The 14,063-nt window shown below is 62.5% G+C and carries 15 protein-coding genes; 9 read left to right on the top strand and 6 right to left on the bottom strand.

What is annotated here, in order from left to right:
• Nucleotides 1-22 precede the first annotated feature (22 nt).
• The 8 genes from KXD86_RS09180 (at nt 23) to slmA (ending at nt 6,170) form a co-directional block, all read left to right on the top strand.
• The gene (locus KXD86_RS09180) at nt 23-1,366 is read left to right on the top strand and encodes a peptidylprolyl isomerase (protein ID WP_218635724.1); all 1,344 of its coding nucleotides are present in this window, start codon (nt 23-25) and stop codon (nt 1,364-1,366) included.
• Nucleotides 1,363-2,373 (top strand): 4-hydroxythreonine-4-phosphate dehydrogenase PdxA, encoded by a 1,011-nt coding sequence (gene pdxA, locus KXD86_RS09175; RefSeq protein ID WP_218635723.1) that lies wholly within the window; start codon nt 1,363-1,365, stop codon nt 2,371-2,373. The genes KXD86_RS09180 and pdxA overlap by 4 nt, the downstream gene beginning before the upstream one ends.
• The gene (rsmA, locus tag KXD86_RS09170; protein ID WP_218635722.1) at nt 2,370-3,203 is read left to right on the top strand and encodes a 16S rRNA (adenine(1518)-N(6)/adenine(1519)-N(6))-dimethyltransferase RsmA; all 834 of its coding nucleotides are present in this window, start codon (nt 2,370-2,372) and stop codon (nt 3,201-3,203) included. Before pdxA ends, rsmA begins: the two co-directional genes overlap by 4 nt.
• Nucleotides 3,196-3,996: a symmetrical bis(5'-nucleosyl)-tetraphosphatase gene (locus tag KXD86_RS09165; protein ID WP_218635721.1), complete on the top strand. Its 801-nt coding sequence runs from the start codon at nt 3,196-3,198 to the stop codon at nt 3,994-3,996. The genes rsmA and KXD86_RS09165 overlap by 8 nt, the downstream gene beginning before the upstream one ends.
• 43 nt (nt 3,997-4,039) lie before the next feature.
• Entirely contained in the window at nt 4,040-4,423 is a 384-nt protein-coding gene (locus tag KXD86_RS09160) for a DUF423 domain-containing protein (protein ID WP_376770973.1), read from the top strand.
• An 8-nt stretch (nt 4,424-4,431) separates the two neighbouring features.
• Nucleotides 4,432-4,632, top strand: a complete 201-nt coding sequence (thiS, locus tag KXD86_RS09155; protein WP_218635720.1) for a sulfur carrier protein ThiS — start codon at nt 4,432-4,434, stop codon at nt 4,630-4,632.
• Between the two features lie 39 nt (nt 4,633-4,671).
• Entirely contained in the window at nt 4,672-5,481 is an 810-nt protein-coding gene (locus tag KXD86_RS09150; RefSeq protein WP_218635719.1) for a thiazole synthase, read from the top strand.
• A gap of 89 nt (nt 5,482-5,570) precedes the next feature.
• Nucleotides 5,571-6,170 (top strand): nucleoid occlusion factor SlmA, encoded by a 600-nt coding sequence (gene slmA / locus KXD86_RS09145; protein ID WP_218635718.1) that lies wholly within the window; start codon nt 5,571-5,573, stop codon nt 6,168-6,170.
• Between the two features lie 11 nt (nt 6,171-6,181).
• Here slmA and KXD86_RS09140 read toward each other — a convergent pair whose 3' ends face one another.
• The 4 genes from KXD86_RS09140 to KXD86_RS09125 form a co-directional block, all read right to left on the bottom strand.
• Nucleotides 6,182-7,006 carry an inositol monophosphatase family protein gene (locus KXD86_RS09140; protein ID WP_218635717.1) on the bottom strand — a complete coding sequence of 275 codons (825 nt, stop codon included), beginning with the start codon at nt 7,004-7,006 and terminating at the stop codon, nt 6,182-6,184.
• Between the two features lie 53 nt (nt 7,007-7,059).
• Entirely contained in the window at nt 7,060-8,355 is a 1,296-nt protein-coding gene (locus KXD86_RS09135; RefSeq protein ID WP_218635716.1) for a pyridoxal phosphate-dependent aminotransferase, read from the bottom strand.
• A 103-nt stretch (nt 8,356-8,458) separates the two neighbouring features.
• On the bottom strand, nt 8,459-9,202 hold the full coding sequence (locus tag KXD86_RS09130; protein ID WP_218635715.1) for a substrate-binding periplasmic protein: 744 nt from the start codon (nt 9,200-9,202) through the stop codon (nt 8,459-8,461).
• Between the two features lie 74 nt (nt 9,203-9,276).
• On the bottom strand, nt 9,277-10,614 hold the full coding sequence (locus KXD86_RS09125) for a substrate-binding domain-containing protein (RefSeq protein WP_228739360.1): 1,338 nt from the start codon (nt 10,612-10,614) through the stop codon (nt 9,277-9,279).
• Nucleotides 10,615-10,819: 205 nt separating this feature from the next.
• On the opposite strand from KXD86_RS09125, the gene KXD86_RS09120 reads away from it, so the two are divergent.
• Nucleotides 10,820-11,482, top strand: coding sequence for a response regulator transcription factor (locus KXD86_RS09120; RefSeq protein ID WP_218635714.1), 663 nt, complete (start codon nt 10,820-10,822; stop codon nt 11,480-11,482).
• On the opposite strand, the gene KXD86_RS09115 is transcribed toward KXD86_RS09120, so the two are convergent.
• Nucleotides 11,451-12,863 (bottom strand): sensor histidine kinase, encoded by a 1,413-nt coding sequence (locus KXD86_RS09115; RefSeq protein WP_218635713.1) that lies wholly within the window; start codon nt 12,861-12,863, stop codon nt 11,451-11,453. The genes KXD86_RS09120 and KXD86_RS09115 overlap by 32 nt on opposite strands.
• 75 nt (nt 12,864-12,938) lie before the next feature.
• Nucleotides 12,939-14,057, bottom strand: coding sequence for a lipase secretion chaperone (locus KXD86_RS09110; protein ID WP_218635712.1), 1,119 nt, complete (start codon nt 14,055-14,057; stop codon nt 12,939-12,941).
• Nucleotides 14,058-14,063 lie beyond the last annotated feature (6 nt).

Here is a 14,063-nt window from a genome sequence, read left to right as displayed (position 1 = left end):
CATTTACTATCAAGAGGTGTTTATGAAGGCGACCCTTCGCCATGCTCTGAAGACGTTGCTGTTGATGGCAGCCGTTACCTTGTCACTGACCGTTCAGGCGGAGCGCAAACTGCTTGACCAGGTGGTAGCGATCGTCGACGACGACGTCATCCTGCAGACCGAACTCGACGCCCGCATCAATACCATCACCGGCCGCCTGAGTGCCCAGGGGACTGGCTTGCCGCCCCGGGCCGTACTGGAGGACCGGGTCCTGGAGCAACTGATTACCGAATCCATCCAGCTCCAGATGGCCGAGAAAATGGGCATGCGGATCAGCGACAACGAGCTGAACGAGACCATGGACAACATCGTTGAACGCAACGGCATGACCATGGCCGAGTTTGAACAGCAGTTGGCGGCCGAGGGCGTCAGCTTCCGTCAGGCGCGGGAGCAGATCCGGAATGAAATGCTGACCAGCCGGGTGCAGCAGCGGCAGGTCGGCAACCGGGTCCGGGTGACCGATCGTGAGGTTGAAAATTACCTGGAGGCTGTCGAAGCCCGGGGCGGTGACACCGCCGAATACCGCCTGGCCTACATTTTCATCGAAGTGGACGATCCCACCAGCGAGGCGTCGGTGGCTGCGGCCCGCGAGCGGGCGGAAAGCCTGAGGCAGGAAATCCTTGATGGGCGCGATTTCCGGGAAGTCGCGGTGGCGGAATCCGACGCCAGCAACGCTCTCGAGGGTGGCGACATGGGCTGGCGCACGGAGAGCCAGCTGCCGTCGCTGGTGGCACCGGTGGTTCCGGAACTTGCGGTTGAGGAACCGTCCCCGGTCCTCGAGAACAACAGCGGCTTTCACCTTGTGATGGTGATGGACAAGCGCGGGGGCGGCCAGAAGCAGGTCATCCAGCAGCACCGGGTCCGCCACATCCTGATCCGCCCGTCTGAAGCCTTGCCGGATGCCCAGGCCGAGGCCAGGATCCGCGACCTCTACCAGCAGCTTCAGAATGGCGCGAACTTTGCCGAGCTCGCCCGGGAGTTCTCGGACGATCCGGTGTCCGGTTCCGATGGCGGGAACCTTGGATGGGTGAGCCGGGGCCAGATGGTTCCGGCGTTCGAGCAGGCCATGCTGGAAGCCAATCTTGGCGAATTGCGCGGGCCATTCCGGTCGCAATTCGGCTGGCACATCCTGCAGGTGGAGGAGCGTCGGCAGAAGGACATCAGCGGGGACGTCAAGAATGCCGAGGCCCGTCAGGCGATCTACCGTCGTAAATTCGAAACCGAGCTGCAGAACTGGCTGCGGGAAATTCGCGATGAGGCCTTTATCGAGTTCAAGGGTGAGTATGCCCGTGAAGACGCCGCCGAGGGAGAGAGCGGCGAGTCATGAGTGCCCCGGCGATCCTTGCGCTGACGGCCGGTGAACCGGCTGGTGTAGGCCCGGAACTTTGCCTGCAGCTGGCAGAGAAACGCCGGGAGGCCGGCATCGTGGTGATTGCCAGCAAAGCCTTGTTGGCTGCCCGAGCGGATTTGCTCAAGCTCAAGGTAACCCTGCACGACTGGCAGCCGGGCCAGACTCCGGTCATGGAGACCGGTCACCTGTCGGTGTTCGACGTGGCGGGCTGCGCCAGCACCGAGGCCGGGGTCCTTGACCCCGCCAACAGTGCCTATGTCCTCGACACCCTGCGGATCGCTGCCGAAGGCTGCCTGCGGGGTGACGTCGACGGCATGGTGACCGCGCCGGTGCACAAAGGCGTGATCAACGAAGCGGGTATCGCTTTCAGCGGCCATACCGAATTTCTGCAGGAGCTCTGCGGCGTTGAGCGGGTGGTCATGATGCTGGCCACGGACGACCTGCGAGTGGCGCTGGTCACCACCCACTTACCGCTCAAGGACGTTGCTTCGTCCATCACGCCGGAGCGGCTGGGTCAGGTTACCCGAATTCTCAACGCCGATCTGAAGGCGTTCTTCGGGATTGAGCACCCCCGCATTCTCGTGGCGGGCCTGAATCCCCATGCCGGGGAGGGTGGTCATCTCGGCCGGGAGGAAATCGAGGTTATCGAGCCGACCCTGGAACAGCTCAGGGGTGAGGGCATCCAACTGACCGGTCCCCTGCCGGCCGATACCCTGTTTACCCCGCACTGGCTGGACAACGCCGACGCGGTGCTGGCCATGTACCACGACCAGGGCCTGCCGGTCCTGAAATACCAGGGCTTTGGGCGCGCGGTCAACATTACCCTGGGGTTGCCCATCGTCCGTACCTCCGTTGACCACGGCACCGCCCTGGACCTTGCCGGCAGCGGCCGGGCCGATGCCGGCAGCCTGCAAACGGCGATCCGGGTTGGCGCGCACATGGCCCGCTGTCGGAAAGCCGCTAACCAAGAGACACGCTCGTGAGTAACAAACCCGGCCACCAGGCCAGAAAGCGATTCGGCCAGAATTTCCTGCACGATCCCGGTGTGATTGAGCGGATTGTTCGCGCCATTAACCCGAAGCCCGACGACGCCATCGTTGAAATCGGGCCCGGCCTCGGGGCAATCACCGAGGAGATCCTGGCGGTAAACCCCAGGCTGCAGGTGGTGGAGCTGGACCGTGACCTGATTCCGGTGTTGCGGACCAAGTTCTTCAATTACCCGGAGTTCCGTATCCACGAAGCGGATGCATTGAAGTTCGATTTCAGCCAACTGGTCGAGGGTGGCAACCGCCTGCGGATCATCGGCAACCTGCCGTACAACATCTCAACGCCTCTGATTTTCCATTTGCTGGGGCAGGCGGGTGTCGTCAAGGACATGCATTTCATGCTGCAGAAAGAGGTGGTCCAGCGTCTCGCGGCGGTGCCGGGTGACAACAACTATGGCCGGCTCGGGATCATGGCCCAGTATTTCTGCAAGGTGCAGCCGCTGTTTGAGGTGGGACCGGGGGCGTTCCGACCCGCACCGAAAGTGGATTCCGCCATCGTGCGACTGGTGCCCCACGAAACCCTGCCACATCCGGCCAAGGACCTGGGAATCCTGCAGGCGGTGGTCCGGAGCGCGTTCAATGCCCGCCGGAAGACGCTTCGCAAGGCGCTCGGTGGCATGATCTCGGTAGAGCAGTTGCAGAGCCTGGGGATCAACGACGGTTTGCGCCCGGAAAACCTCAGTCTCGCCGACTACGTACTGATCGCCGATCGGTTGGCTGATGAGAAAGCCGATGGGCGCGATTCTGATGAGGTAAGTAATGACTGACTACGCCATTGGCGATATTCAGGGCTGTTACGACCGGTTGCGGGACGTCCTGGCGCAGGTGTCGTTTTCTCCGTCCCGGGATCGTTTGTGGGTTGCCGGAGACCTGATCAACCGCGGGCCGTCCTCGCTGGAAACCCTGCGTTACATTGAGAGCCTGGGCAGCTCCGCGGTCGTGGTCCTGGGCAATCACGACCTGCACCTGCTGGCGGTCGCTCTGGGGGGGCACCCACCACGCCGGAAGGATACCCTGGCGGACATCCTGGACGCGCCCGATCATGACCGCCTCGTGGCCTGGCTTCGGCAGCAGAACCTGTGCGTTCGGGACACGGCCCGGAATCTGGTCATGGTCCATGCCGGCGTGCCTCACATCTGGACGGCGGACCAGGCGCTGACCTACGCCCAGGAAGTCGAGGCCGTGATTCGGGGCGAGGATGCCGCCGAGTATTTTACCCACATGTATGGCAATGAGCCGGACCGCTGGGACGAGGACCTTACCGGCATGGCTCGCTGGCGTGTCATCACCAACTACTTCACCCGCATGCGGTTTGTTGCGGCGGACGGCACGCTGGAGTTGGCCACCAAAGAGGCGGCCAGCAGTGCCCCGAACGGTTTCCGGCCCTGGTTCGAGTACCCCCGTGAGGACGATGTCCGGGTGGTGTTCGGGCATTGGGCGGCGCTCGAAGGCCAGACTGGCAGCGATCGGTTTATTGGCCTGGATACCGGCTGTGTCTGGGGCGGAGTACTGACCATGATGAATCTGGATACCGGGGAAAAGATCCACTGTGACTGCTGAACGCGTAGATCCGGGGTATCACGGTGTGTTGCGGCTCCCGCTGATCATCGGCGCCGTTTGCGCCCTGATCGCGGTCATGGCCGGAGCCTTCGGTGCCCATGGCCTGCGTGGTATCGTCAGTGAGCGGGGCCTGGATGTGTTTCAGACGGCCGTCACCTATCAGATGTACCACGCCATTGCCCTGGTGGCGTTGTCGGCCCTGTCGCTGGCCGGGCTGAATCGCCGGCTGCTGTCCGTGGCCGCCGGATTTTTCCTGGCCGGCATACTGCTGTTCAGTGGCAGTCTCTATATGCTGGTGCTGACGGATAGTCGCTGGATTGGCCCGGTCACACCCCTGGGGGGTGTGTGTTTCATGGTGGCCTGGACGTTACTGGCAGTGGCCGGATGGCGCCACGCCCGTCCGAGCTGCGGTGAGGAACAGAGGTAAGAGAACCTATGCAAGTTGAAGTAAATGGCGATGCGATGGAGTTGCCGGTCGGCGCTACCGTCCTGACCCTGGTTGAGACCATGGCCCTGGCGGGTAAGCGCCTGGCCGTCGAGGTGAACGAGGACATCGTCCCTCGGAGTCAGCACGGGGAATTCGTTCTCAGTGAGGGCGACCGGGTGGAAGTTGTCCACGCGATTGGCGGTGGCTGATCGCCTATTTCATGACATGTTAACAATCGCAGGAAGGTTATGAGCGAGACTCCCGAGATTCTGCTTCCCGAAGACAAACCCCTGGAAATTGCGGGCCGCGTTTATCAGTCGCGCCTGTTGGTCGGCACTGGCAAGTACCGAGACCTGATGGAGACCGGCCACGCCATTGAAACCAGTGGCGCCGAAATCGTGACCGTGGCGGTGCGCCGGACCAATCTGGGCCAGAACCCCGACGAGCCCAATCTTCTGGATGTGATTTCGCCGGAAAGTTACACCATCCTGCCCAACACCGCTGGCTGCTACACCGCCAAGGATGCGGTGCGAACCTGCAGGTTGGCGCGGGAGCTTCTGGACGGGCACGACCTGGTGAAGCTGGAAGTGCTGGGAGAGGAGAAAACCCTGTACCCGAACATGACCGAAACCCTGGACGCGGCGGAGACGCTGATCAAGGACGGGTTCAAGGTGATGGTCTATTGCTCGGACGATCCGCTGCTGGCGAAACGCCTGGAGGACATGGGCTGTGTTGCCATCATGCCGCTGGGAGCGCCCATCGGCTCGGGCCTGGGTATCCAGAACCGCTACAACATCCGGCTGATTGTCGAAAACGCGACCGTCCCCGTGCTGGTGGATGCCGGCGTGGGCACGGCTTCCGATGCCACGATTGCCATGGAACTGGGGTGCGACGGTGTGCTGATGAACACCGCCATTGCCCAGGCCAAAGACCCGATCAAGATGGCGAACGCCATGCGTCTGGCCATTGAAGCCGGTCGCGAAGCTTACCTGGCTGGCCGCATGCCCAAGAAGCTTTACGCCAGTGCATCCTCGCCCATTGATGGCACCTTTTTCTGATCTGGGGCACAATCCCCACTACGAATAAACGAGGGCCGGCACCCGATGACCGGCCCCGATAACGACAAACAGAGCGCTGCAGTCCTGTCATGACCGATCAGAAACCGAGTCGCCGTGAGGCGATCCTTCACGCCCTCGTGGAGCTCCTGGAAACCGATCCGGGAGCCCGCATTACGACCGCCGGCCTCGCCAAATCCGTAGGCGTCACCGAGGCCGCCCTCTACCGCCACTTTCCCAGCAAGCGGAAAATGTTCGAGGCCCTCATCGAATTTGCCGAGGAGGCCGTCTTTTCCCGCTGCCAGGTCATCCTGCAGGAGCAGGACGATGTGCGAGTTCGCCTGCAACAACTGGTGCATCTGGTGCTGGTGTTTGCGGAGCGCAATTCCGGCCTGTGCTGTGTGCTGACAGGGGACGCCCTGATGGGCGAGAACGAGGCCCTGCGCAAGCGGGCGTCACAGTTCTTCGAACGCCTGGAAACCCAGGTACGCCAGGCGCTCAAGGAAGGGGAAATCCGCCAGGGCCTTCGCCCTCGCACCAGCGCCGCCCGGGGTGCCGACTTCGTGCTGGTGTTCGTCGAAGGCCGGGTTCAGCGTTTCGTGCGCTCGTCCTTCGCCCGCCTACCCTCCGCCGACTTTGAAGAGAGTTGGTCCCTGGTGGCCGAGAGCGTTTGGCCCCAGGCGTCCCAGTAACACCGGGCGACCTATTGGTACCCTGAGGCCGTTCTCAGAATCGTGCGGACCGGAGCCCAGAGCTCTGGGGCGGTGATGAGAATGTCACGGCCATAGAGATCCGCGGGGTAGCCCGCGGGCACGTCCCCGAAGTGACCGGCGGTGGCCCCGGCCTCGAGCGCAATCAGTCGAGCGGCGGCAAAGTCCCAGGGACTGACGTTTTCGTAGTAGATGTCGAGGCGGCCACAGGCGACCCAACAGATGTCCAGGGCGGCGGAACCGATACGTCTCAGGTCCCGGCAGTTGCGGATCATGGCCTCCAGGCGGTCGACAAGGGGCTTCAGGTGATCCTTGGCGTAGGGAAAGCCGGTGGCGAACAGGGCCTCCCGAGGGTTCGTGGCGCCGCTGTGCCTGATGGTCTTGCCATTCAGGGTCGCGCCTTCACCCTCCATACCCCGGAAAGTTTCGCCCGAGAAGGGCGCGTGAACGATGCCGGCCCGAACCCTGCCCTGGTCGGCGTAGGCAATGGAGACGGCGACCTGCGGGTGTCCGTAGGCGTAATTGACAGTGCCGTCGATGGGGTCGATCACCCAGAGTGGGGTGTCCAGTTGCTCGGCCTGGCTCAGGTCTGGCATGGTTTCTTCGGACAGGATCCGGTGGCCGGGGAAGCGATCACGGATGGCGCCGGTAATGAACTCGTCGGCCATCACATCGGCATGGGTGACCAGTTCCGACTGCTGTTTGTAATCTGTGCGCAGGGTGTTTTCTTCCCGTTCCCGCCGGATCAGCTCACCCGCCTCCCGGGCCAGCTGTTCGGCAAAGTCGGTTATCGTCTGGAGTGAAGCGGTATCGGACACGGCGCCCCCATGGCTATCTCTGAGAGTGGAGGCGCCAGTCTATCACGTCGCGATCAGAGGCTGTTCAGCCACGCTTCCATCTTGTCCATGGCCTTGACCAGACGAGGGCAGGCTTGCTGGACAAAGTCGTCACCGAGGTCGTGCTCGGCGTAGTCGCCGCCCGCCAGTTTCAATGCCTCGGCACCGTCGAAGTCGACGAACGCGAGCCGCGCACCGAGATGGTCCGGTACGAAGCCGAAGTCGCTGGCGGGCAGGATCGCGACCCCGGTGTTCTCAAGCAGGGACGTACAGAACGCCTGACTGGTCTTGATATCCCGTTTCGAAAGCCGGTCGCGGAAGGCCGAGAAATCCGGAAACAGGTAGAACGCCCCTTCGGGCTTCTGGACCACGGCCCCCATGTCGGTCAGGCGCCGGTGCACGTACTCACCAATGACCTTGAGCACCCGGCGGGACTGCACCAGGTATTCATCGATATCGTCGCCGCCATTGAACGCCGCCATCGCGGCATACTGGATCGGGGCGCTGGTGGAGGTGAACGTTTCACTGGCGATGATCGCCATGGCATCGAGTAGCGGCCGCAGCTCCGGTGGGAAGATGAAGGTGCCGAGACGCCAGCCGCCGGCGCCGGCCCACTTGCTCAGGCCGGTGCTGATGATGGTTCCCTCCGGATAGTAGCGGGCAATGGATTTGTGTTTGCCCTCGAAATGGACCTCGCCGTAAATCTCATCCGACAACAGGATCAGTTTGTACTTGCGGGCGACATTGGCAATCGCCAGCAACTGATCGTCGGCGTAGGTGCAGCCTGTCGGGTTGGACGGGTAGTTCATAATCAGGATGCGCGGCCGGGAGGGGTCGTCGCGGCAGATGATGTCCAGTTCCTCGGCGGTAAGCTGCCAGTTGTTTTCGGCATGGGTCGGCAGCCAGTGCACAGACCGGCCGATAATCCTCGCCTGGGGGGCATAGGATACCCAGCTCGGGCGCGGAATCAGCAGGTCGCCGTAATAGGCCAACTGGAGTATGAACAGCAGTTCCTTGGAACCGGGGCCAATGAGCACGTCTTCCCAGGTGCAGCGCATGCGTTCGCTGCGATTGATATAGCCCGCGATACTCTCCCGCAAGCCCTTCAGGCCCTTGACCGGAAGGTAATCCTTCTCATGGGCATGTTCCCTGAGCGCGTCGACCACCCGGTCGGGCACCGGGAACGGAGACTGCCCGAGTCCCAGCTTGATGATGTCTTTGCCGTCGGCCTTGAGCTGGTTGCTCAGTTCGTTGATGCGAAGGGTGGAAGAGGGTTGAATGCCTCGAACGTTCAGGTTAATCGCGTAGCGGTGATCGGATTGTATGTCCATTGGCCCAGTCTGTGGTTTGGAAATGACCCCACCAGTATAGGAAACCCAAACATACCTGTGATGGTGGGAAAGATAGGTGATTGCCGAATTGAAGCGGCAGACTTTAGTCGGACGGGCCCAAGTCGAGCTGATCCAGCGTCCGGTTGAAGGCCGAGCGCAATTGTTCGGCGTCCGGCCTTTGCCGGGAAAACGCCGCCCGGAAATAACGCGTCTCGCCAACGGTGCCGGGAATGGCGGCGACGCGGTTGAGCTCCGGGAACTGCCCCCGGTATTTCCGCAGCAGATAGTTGCAGGCGGTTTCCTCGCAGATGAACAGGTCCACCCGGTCCAGGGCGACCATGCGAAGTCCGGCCAGATCCGGCTGTTCCTGGCGTATGGTCATGACCTCGGCCAGGTCCCGATCGAGCCAGGCCATGAAGTCCGGCGCGTAACTGTACGAGGCGGACACGCCGAGGCGCAGGCCGGCCAGGTCATTGAAGGAGGACCAGGACACGTTCGCGCTTTTGCGCGCGTAAAATACGTCCCGGGCGGTACTGATCGGGTTGGTGAACAGATAGTAGCGTTCCCGCTGTGGCGAGGCGGTCAGGGAAAACAGCAGATCGGCATCGCCGTTGCGGACCATCAACTCGGCCCGGGCCCAGGGCAGAACCCGAAACCTGGGTACAAACCCCATGTGTTCGAGCACGGTACGGACCGTCGCAACATCCTGGCCGTGAAGGGTTCCGTTCTCGACAAACTCGAACGGAGGGTACTGGGTGGTCACCACCTCCAACACCGGGGCAGTCTCCGACAACACCGGCATGGCCGCCCACAGTATCAATGTGCTGACTAAACCCCGGATCAGCATAGGCCTGGCCCCCACTCGCGTTTCTGCGTCCCCCAGCATTTCAGTCTAGCCGAACTAACGGGGATTTTCGGTGCTCAGCGGGAACGTACCCAGACCTCCACGCGACCGTTGCGTTGCTGGCCGCTGTCACCCCCGGCCATGCCAACAGGCATGTAGTGACCGTAGCCGGTGTAGGCAATGTCACCCACCCCAAGGTCAGCCAGCGCCTTGCGGACAGAGAGCGCACGCAGCTCGGAGATCATCTGGGCCCGCAACTCGTTGCTCTGCTGGTCCGCGAAGCCGATCAGCATCAGGTCATCGGCGCTGCGCTTGTTCCGGCTCATAAACTCGGAAACCCGCTTCAGGTCCCTCTGGGCCTTGTTGTCGAGCCGGGTCCGGCCTTCCGAAAACCGGAAGTTGACGGTCAGCCGCTGATAATGCTCGGTCAGGCGCCGGAAGGTTTGCGGGGTGCTGTCATCCAGTTCCGGTTTGACCGCGATCGGGTTCTGGGAAATGAAGCCGGAGCGGGACACGATTGCCTGGCCCTCCTCGCCGAGCACGAAGTCAATGAAACTCTCGGCCAGGGGCGTGGTTGCATCGCCCGGTGTGTACATGAACAATCGCCGGGCAAGCGGGTAATCCTCACTGGCCACGGTCAGCTGATTGGGTTTCAGCGCCGGAGCATTGCCGTCGGAGATCGCCAGGACCTTACTGTCACGGACCGACGCCAGTCCGGCAAAACCAATGCCCGACGGATCCTGGCTGACATCGTCCGAGAGTTGGTCGTTGGACTCGTAGCGTTTGGCGGTGGGGGACAGGGTATAGGCCTTGCCCAGCACCAGGGTCTTGAACGTGTCCCAGGTACCGGAGCGATTATCCCGGGCGTACAGATGGATGGTCCGGTCGTCGCCACCCAGTTCGGACCAGTTCCGGATCTGGCCGGAGAATATCCTGCCCAGGGTTTCAATACTCAGCTGATCAACCGGGTTGGAGGGATGCACCAGCACCGCCAGGCCGTCAATGGCAATCACGTGTTCGCTGCCAAGGTCGGTCAGATCCGCCCGTCCGGCCATCTGCGTCACTTCCTGGGATTTGGCGGGCCTTGATGACGCCCAGATGCTGGCCTGTCCGCTCTCGAGTGCCTTGAACCCGGTGCTTGACCCGTGGGCGGCAACCAGTGCCCGGACCCGGGTACCGGATTGCTGGCCCGTCAGCACCTTCTCGTTTTCCTTGCCGTTACTCCGTGTGCTGACCGGGCCACTGCCCCGGTGATCAAGGAACCCTTCCACCAGCATGGGGGCCAGGGTTGCGCCGATGGTATTGGACCCGTGGATCTCCATGCTTTGCCCGTGGACCTGGGGCAACCACAGGCTGATGGCGAGGATCCACACCCGATGCCCGCGCAGTGTCCTCGAAAAATGGCTGTGTTTCATCCTAAAACCTCGTGACAACAGTTAGTTAGCGTTGCCAGAAGAATGCGACAGAAATGTGACAATTAGGTTTCAGTTGCCGGTGGCGCGCCGGGGTCCGCGGCGATCTTTTCGCCAAAACTGTTAAGCACGACGCGGTGTCACCGAGTTTTGTGGCTTATAGTTGGCGTTCCGCAGTAACAAAAAAACACAAATTGCGGGGTCACCAATGAACCATCTTTCCGCCCGATCCGGCGGCGGAGACCGCCCCCTGCCCGATGCGGGAGCGCCGCTGCGCCGGGTTTTGATTGTCGATGATCACCCCCTGTTCTCCCAGGGGCTGGCAGGCCTGATGACGCAGGCTTCGCTGGCGACCTCGGTTGATCTGGCCGATTCGGTGGACCAGGCGGCGGCGCTGTTGGCGGCACCGAAGGACATCGATCTCGTTTTACTGGACGTGTCACTGCAAGGTGAAACCGGGCTGATGCTGTTGCCCCGAATGGGGGTGCGGGAGCCGCCGGTGCCGGTGGTGGTGATCTCCAGCTCGGAAGACGAAACCACCGTTCGCGCTGCGCGTGCGGCCGGGGCCCGGGGGTTCCTGCCGAAATCGGCCGGGCGAACCGCGCTGGCGAGTATGGTCAGGACCATCCGCCGGGGTGGAGAATACTTTCCGGGGCGCTCGTCCGCCGAGGCCCAGGTTCCGGCCCTGACCCCCCGGCAGATGGACGTGCTGTCGCTTCTTGCTCAGGGCTTTCCCAACAAACGTATTTGCCAGAGCCTCAATCTCACTGAACACACCGTCAAGACCCACCTGAAGGCGATTTTCACCCATCTGGGTGTGCACAATCGTACCGAGTGTGTCAGTCAGGCACGCCAGATGGGCTGGTTGTAAACGGTGTTTCGACGGGGTGTCGGTCGTTGACCATCACGGGTGGGGCATTCGTCGCGAGTCTGACATCAATCCAGAAGGTACTGCCGGCACCGGGCTCTGACGCCACCCCGCACGAACCACCGATCATCCCGGTCAATTCCTTGACGATGGCAAGCCCGAGCCCCAGTCCGGCCGGGTTGCCCCGACCCTTGTCACCACGAACAAAGGGCTGGAAGACCGCGTGTTGGAGCTGTTCGTCAAGACCCGCGCCGTTGTCGCTGATGCGAATCCGGACCATGGCGCCATGGCCCGAGGTGGCAATGCGCACGTCGCTGCCCCCGCTGTGATCGATGGCGTTGAACACCAGGTTCTGCAGCGCCCTCAGCAGGAGATCCGGATCCGCGATCACCTGAATCCCCGGTTCGCCGGCCTCCCGGTGCACCCGGATGTCGTGCAGGTGTGCGTGGTCAACGGTAAGGTCCACGAGCTGGTCCAGCAGGGCACTGATATCCACGCGGTCGTTCTGCGCTTGAATCATCCCCTCGTTGATCCGCGATATGTCCAGCACGGTACCCAGCAGCCGCTGGAAGTGACCGACGCTACCCTGCAGGCGTCGAACCAGGCCGAGTTGCTCCGGCGCCATCCGGGCGGCCGACAGGTTTTCCAGGGTCAGGCCAATGATGTTCAGGGGCTGGCGGAGATCGTGGCTGGCCACGGTGATGAGGTGGCTCTTGCGCTCGCTCTCTTCCGCCGCAGTCTGGTGCAGAAGGTTGACCAGTTGCTGGTCGAGGTAATGGGCACGGTGGCGGTATTCGCTGAGCCAGGCGCCCACCATGCCGATGGTGTTGGCGGTGAGGACGAAAAACAGGTTGATCATGACGGCGCCTGGGGTCCGTCCGATCGACAGCTCCGCGACCAGGTAGGCGACAATGATAACCGCGGAGGCGATGGAGGCCGGGTAAAACGGCAACCCCATGGCGAAGTACCCGAACATCAGCATGAGCAGCATGCCCTCGTAGGGCAGGGGGAAATCCCGAAGCCGCGCCGTGGCGATGATGGCGACCACGCTCAGGCCGCCAACGAGGTAGGCCAGGGTGTACAGGCGTTCAAAACCGAGATCACCCGGGCGTTGGCAGTACGACAGCCACCACACCAGGGCAATGACCGGGCAGGTGACCCACAGCCGGATGCCCGCGGTAATCCGGGCCAGATCCGGCGGCAGCATGGCCAGATCCAGCAGGACAAAGATGCCAAAGATCAGCAGTCCGGCGGCGGAAACCAGCCGGGCGCGTTCCCGCACTGCCGCAGCGCGAATCAGACGGTAGTCGGTTTCAAGTTCGGGGCAGAATCTCAGGCGTCGGAAACCGGCCGACTGCTGCCATCGGATTGTCTGGGTATCCATCGGGGCCCACCTGCCGTTACGGAGCACGCTTCAGTGTAATGCTCCGTAGCCGGAGAAGACGGGAGTGTGCGCACATTATGGCGGATTGCTGCCGAGCATCTTCAGGCGAGCCCAGGTGTGCTGCTTGTTGTCCGGAAAGTACTGATCGAGCAGCCGGGCCTGCTGGGCGGCCTCATCGGTATCGGCCAGTCCGGACGCTTTCAGTTGGCTGAGTGCCTCGCTGTACTGCTGGTAACGGGCATCGAAATCCTCGCGCTCCTTCAGGTAGGCCGTCACGTTGGCGGCCGCGTCCGGGGACATGCCCTGATCCATCAGCTGCTGGCCGGCGCTCTCTGGGGTTTCCGCCGTTTTCATGATCTCGATACGCTGACGGTTCTCCTCGTTGCTCTCCAGAAGCCGGCGTTCGGTCTGTAGCAGGGGCGCAGGAAGCTGGTTACGGTGCCAGTCTATCAGCGCCGTTTTTGCACCATCGGACAGGTCGGTCCGACGGGTGATCTCCAGCGTGGCCAGGGTGTATTCGCCGTAGGCCTCTTCCATGCCGAAGAACGCCCGGTGGGCCTCGGGGCTGAACACAGTCTGTCGGAGTTGTTTGAGATCCGTGAAGGCCTTCTCGAGCATTTGCTGCTGGTATGCCGGATCGCCCTGGCGAGCCGGGTCAAGTGGCGTGGCCTGCAGCGCCAGCGCCTGCTGTTTGTAGTCGAGATACTGATCCAATAGCGCCATGGCCTGCTCGGCGGCTGCACGCGGGAGGTTTTCGAAGGCCAGTGCCCGGATGCGGTCCAGTGCCACGTCTGGCGATACTTCACCGACGGTGCCGAGGAAATAATCGAAGAAATCCCGGGTCGCCAGATCGATGATCAGCGTGCCGTTGGCATCGGCCTTCAGGGCACCGTCGATGTCGGTTCCCTCGAGCGAGGCGGCAAAAGGATCAGGGCCCAGCGTTGTCGGTGTGCTGGCGGCGACAGCCAGGGCGTTTGAAGCATCCGGTCCGGCGTCGGTGTGTGTCGCCGTGCCGGTCCCGGATTCCGGGCTGCTGGCCGGGGATACTGTCTGTTGTTCAGAGGCGTCGGTGTCGGTGAAGGCCGCCGGGCTACTTTCCCCGGACGGATACCACCACATCGCACCGCCGGCCGTGACGGCCGACAGTGCGATGACAGCGAGCCATCGACGGTACTGCAACTGACGATGTCTCATACTGAC

The organism is Marinobacter arenosus, assembly GCF_019264345.1.
GTDB classification, from domain to species: Bacteria; Pseudomonadota; Gammaproteobacteria; order Pseudomonadales; family Oleiphilaceae; genus Marinobacter; species Marinobacter arenosus.
The sequence above is the reverse complement of the archived record's forward strand: the minus strand, read 5'-3'. Positions and strand labels throughout refer to the sequence as shown.

Excerpts from the sequence above, each read along its gene's own strand:
- KXD86_RS09180 (WP_218635724.1), top strand. The coding sequence starts at position 23 with ATGAAGGCGACCCTTCGCCATGCTCTGAAGACGTTGCTGTTGATGGCA.
- pdxA (WP_218635723.1), top strand. The coding sequence starts at position 1,363 with ATGAGTGCCCCGGCGATCCTTGCGCTGACGGCCGGTGAACCGGCTGGT.
- KXD86_RS09165 (WP_218635721.1), top strand. The coding sequence starts at position 3,196 with ATGACTGACTACGCCATTGGCGATATTCAGGGCTGTTACGACCGGTTG.
- thiS (WP_218635720.1), top strand. The coding sequence starts at position 4,432 with ATGCAAGTTGAAGTAAATGGCGATGCGATGGAGTTGCCGGTCGGCGCT.
- KXD86_RS09150 (WP_218635719.1), top strand. The coding sequence starts at position 4,672 with ATGAGCGAGACTCCCGAGATTCTGCTTCCCGAAGACAAACCCCTGGAA.
- slmA (WP_218635718.1), top strand. The coding sequence starts at position 5,571 with ATGACCGATCAGAAACCGAGTCGCCGTGAGGCGATCCTTCACGCCCTC.
- KXD86_RS09135 (WP_218635716.1), bottom strand. The coding sequence starts at position 8,355 with ATGGACATACAATCCGATCACCGCTACGCGATTAACCTGAACGTTCGA.
- KXD86_RS09130 (WP_218635715.1), bottom strand. The coding sequence starts at position 9,202 with ATGCTGATCCGGGGTTTAGTCAGCACATTGATACTGTGGGCGGCCATG.
- KXD86_RS09125 (WP_228739360.1), bottom strand. The coding sequence starts at position 10,614 with ATGAAACACAGCCATTTTTCGAGGACACTGCGCGGGCATCGGGTGTGG.
- KXD86_RS09120 (WP_218635714.1), top strand. The coding sequence starts at position 10,820 with ATGAACCATCTTTCCGCCCGATCCGGCGGCGGAGACCGCCCCCTGCCC.
- KXD86_RS09115 (WP_218635713.1), bottom strand. The coding sequence starts at position 12,863 with ATGGATACCCAGACAATCCGATGGCAGCAGTCGGCCGGTTTCCGACGC.
- KXD86_RS09110 (WP_218635712.1), bottom strand. The coding sequence starts at position 14,057 with ATGAGACATCGTCAGTTGCAGTACCGTCGATGGCTCGCTGTCATCGCA.